Origin of the sequence: Shewanella sp. S1-58-MNA-CIBAN-0166, assembly GCF_040310085.1 — a bacterium.
GTDB lineage: Bacteria > Pseudomonadota > Gammaproteobacteria > Enterobacterales > Shewanellaceae > Shewanella.
In genome coordinates this window covers 51,372-59,795 of the sequence record NZ_JBEOPN010000031.1, presented here as the reverse complement: position 1 = coordinate 59,795, position 8,424 = coordinate 51,372, and the positions used below count along the sequence as shown (strand labels likewise).

General features: G+C 41.0%; 8 protein-coding genes. All 8 read left to right on the top strand.

Annotated features, from left to right (window positions below; genetic code table 11):
• On the top strand, positions 1-278 hold a 278-nt coding region (locus AAEY99_RS17075; protein WP_351011341.1), incomplete at its 5' end, for a flagellin.
• Positions 279-555: 277 nt separating this feature from the next.
• Positions 556-981 (top strand): flagellar protein FlaG, encoded by a 426-nt coding sequence (locus AAEY99_RS17070; RefSeq protein WP_351011339.1) that lies wholly within the window; start codon positions 556-558, stop codon positions 979-981.
• Between the two features lie 64 nt (positions 982-1,045).
• Positions 1,046-2,410: a flagellar filament capping protein FliD gene (gene fliD, locus AAEY99_RS17065; protein ID WP_351011337.1), complete on the top strand. Its 1,365-nt coding sequence runs from the start codon at positions 1,046-1,048 to the stop codon at positions 2,408-2,410.
• 87 nt (positions 2,411-2,497) lie between these two features.
• Positions 2,498-2,842, top strand: a complete 345-nt coding sequence (locus tag AAEY99_RS17060; protein ID WP_351011335.1) for a flagella biosynthesis chaperone for FliD, FliT — start codon at positions 2,498-2,500, stop codon at positions 2,840-2,842.
• Positions 2,843-2,848: 6 nt separating this feature from the next.
• Positions 2,849-3,253, top strand: coding sequence for a flagellar export chaperone FliS (gene fliS, locus AAEY99_RS17055; protein ID WP_351011333.1), 405 nt, complete (start codon positions 2,849-2,851; stop codon positions 3,251-3,253).
• 655 nt (positions 3,254-3,908) lie between these two features.
• Positions 3,909-5,339, top strand: coding sequence for a sigma-54 dependent transcriptional regulator (locus AAEY99_RS17050; protein ID WP_162022657.1), 1,431 nt, complete (start codon positions 3,909-3,911; stop codon positions 5,337-5,339).
• A gap of 695 nt (positions 5,340-6,034) precedes the next feature.
• Positions 6,035-7,030 (top strand): sensor histidine kinase, encoded by a 996-nt coding sequence (locus tag AAEY99_RS17045; protein ID WP_392342401.1) that lies wholly within the window; start codon positions 6,035-6,037, stop codon positions 7,028-7,030.
• Positions 7,023-8,372: a sigma-54-dependent transcriptional regulator gene (locus AAEY99_RS17040; RefSeq protein ID WP_351011329.1), complete on the top strand. Its 1,350-nt coding sequence runs from the start codon at positions 7,023-7,025 to the stop codon at positions 8,370-8,372. Before AAEY99_RS17045 ends, AAEY99_RS17040 begins: the two co-directional genes overlap by 8 nt.
• The last annotated feature ends 52 nt before the right edge of the window (positions 8,373-8,424 follow it).

Genomic DNA, 8,424 nt, shown 5'->3' with positions numbered 1-8,424 from the left:
CGGGTTCGCAATTGGCAATCGATATTATTGACGGTGCTATTGCGATGATTGATAGTAATCGAGCTGATTTGGGTGCGACTCAAAACCGTTTAGATTTCACTATTAGTAATTTAAGTAATATCCAAAATAACGTCTCAGATGCACGCAGTCGAATTCAAGATGTTGACTTTGCTGCAGAGAGTGCAACGCTGAGTAAGCAGCAGATTCTGTCACAGGCTTCATCTGCAATGTTGGCGCAAGCGAATCAGTTACCACAGGTTGCATTGTCACTACTGTAATAGGGCTACCATTAGCACATAGTAGGTTGATAGTGAATCACTGAGTGAATCAGTAATATAACGTCAAAATAAAAAAGGAAGATTCACGGTTGAATCTTCCTTTTTGTTTCATACGCATATAGATTATATATGCATGGATAAGCATGGCGATTAAGCATGTTATTGAGTCTGGTTATCTTTAACGAGTTGACTGTTTACTGGGTTGATGTGACGTTGTTGATACACAATCCCAACGTGGAAAGCCGTTAAAGGGATTACACTGATTAGAGAGGATGTCATGGATAATAATTCACTGGGTATTGCAAGCTCGCCCGTAAACCCACCAGTAACAAATAGACATGATGTAACATCAGATAAAAATATTGCCCAGCATTTAGCTACTGAAAAAAGCGCTTATGTGCCAGAGGCTGATAAAGTGTCGTTGACTAAGGCGATAACTGAAACAGAACAAGCAGCCGAGACTAAAAAAGAGCAATCCCAAGCTGAAGCATTAGCGGTGGTGGTTGAACAGTTGTCAGAGGTCATGTCGATAATGAATAAAGGTTTGGCATTTTCGGTTGATGATGATTCTGGCTCCGCTATTGTAAAAGTAATGGACATCGATACCGGTGAGCTTATACGTCAAATCCCCAATGATGAAGCGTTAGAGCTGGCTCAAAAATTGCTTGATGTAAAAGGGCTGTTGATGAGAACGGAAGCCTAATTAGCCTTCTGTTGAATTTTTAAAAAAAGATAATGATACTTTTAAGAGATAAGTTGAGGTAAATATGGGATTAACATCGGTTGGGCTAGGATCAGGACTAGACATTAACGGTATTGTATCTGCTTTAGTTACCTCAGAGCAGGCTCCTAAGGTTGCGCAATTTAACACTAAAGAGGGCGCGATAAACGCTGAAATATCAGCGTTGGGCTCTTTAAAAAGCTCGTTATCTGAATTTAAAAGCAGTTTGAGTTTTCTCTCTAAAACAGATTCTTTCGATAGTCAGAGTGTGTCACTATCAAAGAGTACTTACCTAAGTGCTACAGTAAGTAATAATGCGGTGTCTGGCAGTTATAATGTTGCCGTTGAGCAACTAGCCGTTAGTCAAAAAGTTGGCTCTGCGGCTGTGAGTGATGTGACTGCAGCCTTAGATGAAGGCTCGTTAAATTTTGCCGTCGATGGCAATAGCTTTGATGTTGCAGTCACCGCTGAAGATACTTTACAAACACTAGTAGCAAAAATAAATGCTGATGAAAATAATGTAGGTATTACCGCCACCATAGTCAACAGTGATGATGGTGCAAAACTAGTATTAACCTCCAACAAAACAGGTACTGCAAACAATGTAATTGTTTCAGCAACAGATACTGGCTCTGGGACTGTGTTGGCAGATACCTTTGCGATGACTGAATTACAGCCGGCGAAAGATTCAATTATATATATCGACGGTTTAAAGCTTACTTCAAGCAGTAATACCGTAGAAGGCGCCATTGATGGTGTGATCCTTAACCTTAAAGACGCCGATATCGACAAGCCAACCACATTGACCGTTGCCCAAAATACTAACTCAATAAAAAGTGGCATAAAATCGTTTGTTGAAGCGTTTAATGCAGTGTCGAAAACAATAACTGGTTTAACCAGTTACAATGCTGCGACCGAAACAGCGGCTGTTTTGCAAGGGGATTCGTTACCTCGAGGGATTCAGAGCCAATTACGCGGTGTTATTTCATCTGCATTCTCAACATCTGATGGTAATTTGTCGCTTGCCTCTATCGGCATTACCACCACACGTAGCGGCACTTTAGAGATAGATGACGATATTTTAACCGCTGCATTAAAAAACAATGTTACTGGCATTAAAGAAATGTTTACTGCAGAAGATACTGGTGTGGCTGCAAAATTAGACGGCTATCTTGATTCATATGTTGGCACCGGTTCTATTATTGATAGCCGTGATAGCTCCCTAGACGGTAACTTAGAGCGTTTAAGTGATCAACGAGAAGTGTTTGCGCGAAAAATGGCGGCATTTGAAGCGCGCTTGTTTAAACAGTATAACTATATGGATTTGATTGTCGGTCAGTTAAGTACCCAGAGTTCCGATTTACAATCACGACTCGATTCGCTTCCTGGGCTTGTGAGTCAAAATAATTAATTGAATGGTTAATTAACCGTTTAAACAATCTTTTGGTAAATCTGTTTAATCAATTTGTTTAAAAGATGACAGTGAGTTGAAAATTAAATGTCCACAACAGAACAGCAAGCGCTAATTGATGATTTGGATGCTACTGGCGAACAATGTAAGGCAGTACTAAACCGTTTAAAAAACAAAAATGACATCGAAGAGTTTGATGAGTTGGTATTGAATTTGCAAGAGTTGGTTACTAAGCGTCAAAAGTTATTGAATGTTTTGATTGCGGATGATTCGTTTGTGCAAAGAGATTATTTGGAGCGTCAATTGGAGTTGACATTAAGCCTTGAAGTGAAAGCAAAGCTAGTGTTAAACAGTTTGCATTCTGAGATACATCTAGGCAAGAAAAACCAACGCCAAGTTAATGTTTATAAGAGTATTGATTCAGATAGGTAGGTATTTATGAGAAGCTCACTACAGTCATATCGAAAAGTATCGTTAGAAAGTGAAATAGCGGTGGCTTCGCCGCATCGCATTATACAAATGATGTTTGAAGGCGCATTGCAACGTATAGCCCAAGCAAAATACGCTATTCAACAGAAAAATCCTGCTCAAAAAGGCGAGAATATCGGTAAAGCCGTTAGTATTATTGCTGGGTTGAGCGGTAGCCTAAACATGGATGCTGGTGCTGATGTTTCTGCTAATTTAGATTCGCTTTACGAATACATGTTGAGACGATTATCTGAGGCTAATGTAGCGAATGATATAGAGATGCTCGAAGAGGTTTCTGCGTTACTCAGAACCATTAAAGAAGGTTGGGATACCATCCCACAAGATATGCACGAGTTAACCTCTGAGCCTAGTTAATCGTTACCGCATACTGTATTTAACCTAAAAAAGACGCCTAGCGTCTTTTTTGCTGTCTGGCTTAGTATTTAATTCAAGAACATCATCTATTTGTTGCCGTGAGAGAGTGTTTCTAGCGAGTCGATAACTAACCTCACCACCAAAACAAAACTTGCTCCATTAGATTTTTTGAATGAAAAATCATCATTTTTAACATAAAATGCTATCTGTTGTAGATAAAATGTAACTGATGCTTGCTTATAGTGGGCTGATAATACAATATTTAACCTCAACTCGGGTTAAGATGTGGGTTATGTAAGGCAAAATGACAACATGCGGCCTATTTCATATCAAACTTGTCATTTGTTTTGCTAACAAGGCGCAGTCTCTTATTACTAGCTGCGCCAATAGCTAGCCTATTGCAAGTCAATGCAACACAGTTAGCGAGACAAAGGGCTGTTTGATAACCATTTATTATCCCTAGCTGAGGTTATTTACCATTGAGTTCGTTTTTCTTCACTGTATTTAGCTGATTAACGATCCTGTTTTAGGAATAATGCTAGAATAATGTCAGTGTTGTCAGTTTTAATGACGGCAATGTACTTTGGTTTATGTGGCGATATGCGGCATAATCATCCCGAATCAATACCTATAACAAGAGCTTTTGGCCTTCTGAATGATGCAAATAGAACAAAGAATTTTAATTGTCGGTACCCCATCAGAGCGCGTGACTCGTTTGTGCTGCATTTTCGAATTCCTAGGCGAGCAGTGCGAAATTGTCTCTAATGAATCTTTTCTAGCCCTGATCGAGCAATCTCGGTATCGCGCTGTTGTCATTGTTGATGAAAACATTAGCGTCGAGAGTATCAAAAACATAGCCGCTATAGTGCCTTGGCAACCGATGTTGTTATTAGGCGATACCGATATCAATTTATCCAATATGCTCGGCACAATTGAAGAGCCGATAAATTACCCGCAATTGACAGAGCTGCTGCATTTTTGCCAAGTTTTTGGCCAAGCCAAGCGAGAACACACTTTAACCAGTGGCAACCAAACCAAGCTATTCCGTAGTTTAGTTGGACGTAGTGAAGGTATTGCTAAAGTCCGCCATTTGATTAACCAAGTTTCAAGTTCTGATGCGACAGTATTAGTATTGGGTCAATCGGGTACCGGTAAAGAAGTGGTAGCGCGTAATATTCATTATTTATCTGAACGACGTGATGGACCGTTTATTCCGGTCAATTGTGGTGCGATTCCTGCTGAATTACTTGAAAGTGAATTGTTTGGCCATGAAAAAGGCTCTTTCACTGGGGCGATATCATCTCGTAAAGGCCGTTTTGAATTGGCAGAAGGTGGCACGCTATTTTTAGATGAAATTGGCGATATGCCGCTGCAAATGCAAGTTAAGTTGTTACGTGTGTTGCAAGAAAAGGTATTTGAACGTGTCGGTGGCAGCAAAACAATTGCTACCGATGTGCGTATTGTTGCCGCAACGCATCGTGACCTTGAAACCATGATTGTGGATAACACATTTCGTGAAGATTTATATTATCGACTCAATGTGTTCCCAATTGAGATGCCAGGTTTAAGTGAGCGTCGTGACGATGTGCCGCTACTGTTGCACGAATTAGTTAGCCGAGTGTTTAATGAAGGCCGCGGTAAGGTTCGTTTCACTCAACGCGCGATTGAATCGTTAAAAGAACACCCTTGGTCTGGTAATGTGCGTGAGTTATCAAACTTGGTCGAGCGTTTAACCATCTTATTCCCTGGTGGATTAGTCGACGTTAATGATTTACCGCATAAGTACCGTTATATAGAGGTACCTGAATATTGCGTTGAAATCAGTGAAGAACAATTAGAGCGCGATGCTTTAGCTTCAATATTCAGTGATGAAGAGCCTGTAGAAATACCTGAAACGCGTTTCCCTAGTGAATTGCCGCCAGAAGGGGTTAATTTAAAAGATTTACTAGCTGAATTAGAAATTGACATGATCCGTCAAGCACTTGAGCAGCAAGACAGTGTTGTAGCAAGAGCCGCTGAAATGTTGGGTATTCGTCGTACAACATTAGTCGAAAAAATGCGTAAATATGGTTTGAGTAAAGACTAGACCATTATCTGAATTTTGGATTTTATAAAAACACACCCTCAGGTGTGTTTTTTCGTTTTATCAGTAACTGAAAAATTAATGATCTCATGTTTCTAGTGCTTCAGATAATAGCTTGGCACAGCAAATGTTTTTTAACTTGAGAAGTAATATATTGTTACCGTTAGATAGTATTGCGATTAAGTAGTTTTATTAAGTAGTGTCATTAAGGAGTGTTATTAAGGAGTGTTATTAAGGAGTGTTATTAAGTCGTTTTATTGCATGCTGGCCGAAATATTGGTTTTGCTAAATGTGGTAAGGCCAATGAACTAAACTCATAAGGATGTTGCTTTATCATTGGCTTAAAACACGGTCTGCCGATGCTTCTATTACTATAAGAAATTGCTTGGCACAGTAAATGCATTCAGCTAGTCAAATGTTATTTTTTTGACGGAGCGACCATGTATTTAGCACGAGCGTTAACACATACAGATCATTCAGACTATGAGTTACCTGCGTCAGCTTCGTCTATCACCACAACTGATACAGAGGCGGAATCGCCAGCTATTGGGATTAATTCAGTTCAGCAGCGTAATGTGAACTTTGCTGCCAGCTTTGCTAGCAGCTTAGTCACTAACTCAGTCACTAATTCTGCCACTAACTTAGCTACTAATTCTGCCAATCCGGTTATCAGTGCTTATTCTAGTAAGGCCGCCAATATGTCAAATCAAATGGCGCATATTCTTCAAGCCATGCCATCTGGTGTGGTGATCCTTGATGGTGACGGTGTGGTTACGTTAGCCAATCCAGTTGCAACCGAACTATTAGGACGACCTCTGCAGGGGGCTCGTTGGTTTGATATTATTCATCGCGCGTTTGCCCCACAAGATGATGACGGCCATGAAGTGTCGCTTAAAAATGGTCGACGAGTAAAATTGGCTATTACACCATTAGCGCCTGAACCTGGGCAGTTGATTGTGTTAACCGATCTCACTGAAACCCGTTTGTTGCAGAAAAACCTGTCTCATTTGCAACGCTTATCGGCATTAGGCAAAATGGTGGCGACATTAGCACATCAGGTGCGCACCCCATTGTCGGCAGCTTTGCTGTATGCCTCTAATCTTGCTAGCCCTAAATTATCTGATTCTGCCCGGTCTAAATTTCAATCTAAATTGGTTGACCGGCTTAATGAGCTAGAACGTCAAGTTAATGACATGTTACTAATGGCAAGGGGACGTCAAGATGGGATGGCTGAATCAGTCTCAATGGATGAAATCATTAGCCAAGTAATGGCCAGTTGCGAACCGATTGCAGATAAAAAACATTGCCAGCTTGTTGTGGAAGATACTTCACATTCATTGATGCTTGCCAATGCGAATGCTCTCAGTTCTGCGGTGAATAATCTAGTGATGAATAGTATTGAAGCGGGCGCCACAAAAATAAAGGTCAGTGCCAGCGAGACACCTGATGGGCTATTGTTAGATGTCATCGACAATGGCAAAGGGCTCGAGCCGTCAATGCAACAACAAATCCTTGAACCCTTTTTTACCACTAAAAGCCAGGGTACAGGGTTAGGTTTAGCGGTTGTGCAGTCGGTAGTGCGTAACCATGGTGGACAAATTCAATTGTCGTGTAAGCCGGGTATGGGTTGCCATATTAGATTGAGCTTTCCACACATGAACAAAGCAAGTCATCAGGAGGTGAAGCGTGGCTGAAGCAAATATTCTATTAGTTGAAGATGATGCTGATTTACGTGAGGCATTGCTTGATACCCTCATGCTTGCCCACTATGACTGTATTGATGTAGGTAGCGCTGAAGAGGCTATTTTGGCCCTAAAAGCCAACCAATTTGATTTGGTGATTAGTGATGTGCAAATGGACGGTATTGGTGGCATGGGCTTGTTAAGCTATTTACAACAAAACCAACCTAAATTGCCAGTATTGTTAATGACCGCTTATGCCACTATTAACAGTGCCGTGAGTGCGATGAAATTAGGCGCGGTGGATTATTTGGCTAAACCGTTTGCGCCTGAAGTGTTATTGAATCAGGTGTCACGCTATTTACCTTTAAAACAAAATCATGATAAACCCGTGGTAGCAGATGAGAAAAGTTTAGCGCTGTTGTCGTTGGCTCAACGGGTAGCAGTATCTGATGCATCGGTAATGATTATGGGTCCAAGTGGCTCAGGTAAAGAAGTGTTAGCGCGCTATATTCATCAACATAGCCAACGCCATGATCAGCCGTTTATTGCGATTAACTGCGCAGCAATACCAGAAAACATGTTAGAGGCCACTTTATTTGGTTACGAAAAGGGTGCATTTACGGGCGCTTATCAAGCATGTCCAGGCAAGTTTGAACAGGCTCAAGGCGGCACTATATTACTTGATGAAATATCTGAGATGGAACTTGGCTTACAAGCTAAATTGCTCAGAGTATTACAAGAGCGCGAAGTAGAGCGTTTAGGTGGCCGTAAAACCATTAAACTTGATGTTCGAGTGTTGGCAACCTCAAACAGAGATTTAAAAGCGATGGCAACATCAGGTGAGTTTAGGGAAGATTTATACTACCGAATTAATGTGTTTCCGTTAACGTGGCCAGCGCTGCATCAGCGTCCTGCAGATATATTACCGCTAGCGCGCCATTTGCTGATTAAACATGCTAAAGCATTTAATATGGCTTCTGTGCCTAAGCTTGATGATGCTGCCACTCGGCGTTTATTAACTCATCGTTGGCCGGGTAACGTGCGCGAGTTAGATAATGTTATTCAACGAGCGCTGATATTACGGGTTAATGATGATATTGGTGTCAATGACATTATTTTAGATTGTGCCGATGTGAAGTTAGTTTCAACTGAATGTGTTGATGCGGATAAGCCAGCCGAAGTTGACGGTTTAGGTGACGAACTAAAAGCCCAGGAACATGTCATTATTTTAGAAACTCTAAATCAATGTCAGGGCAGTCGAAAAATGGTCGCTGAAAAGCTTGGTATAAGCGCCCGTACGCTACGTTATAAAATGGCCAAAATGCGTGATATGGGTATTCAATTACCTGCTTAACGCAAATGTTGTCAGCAATTCGTTAGTTTACGTTATGATTTAATAGCCTAAT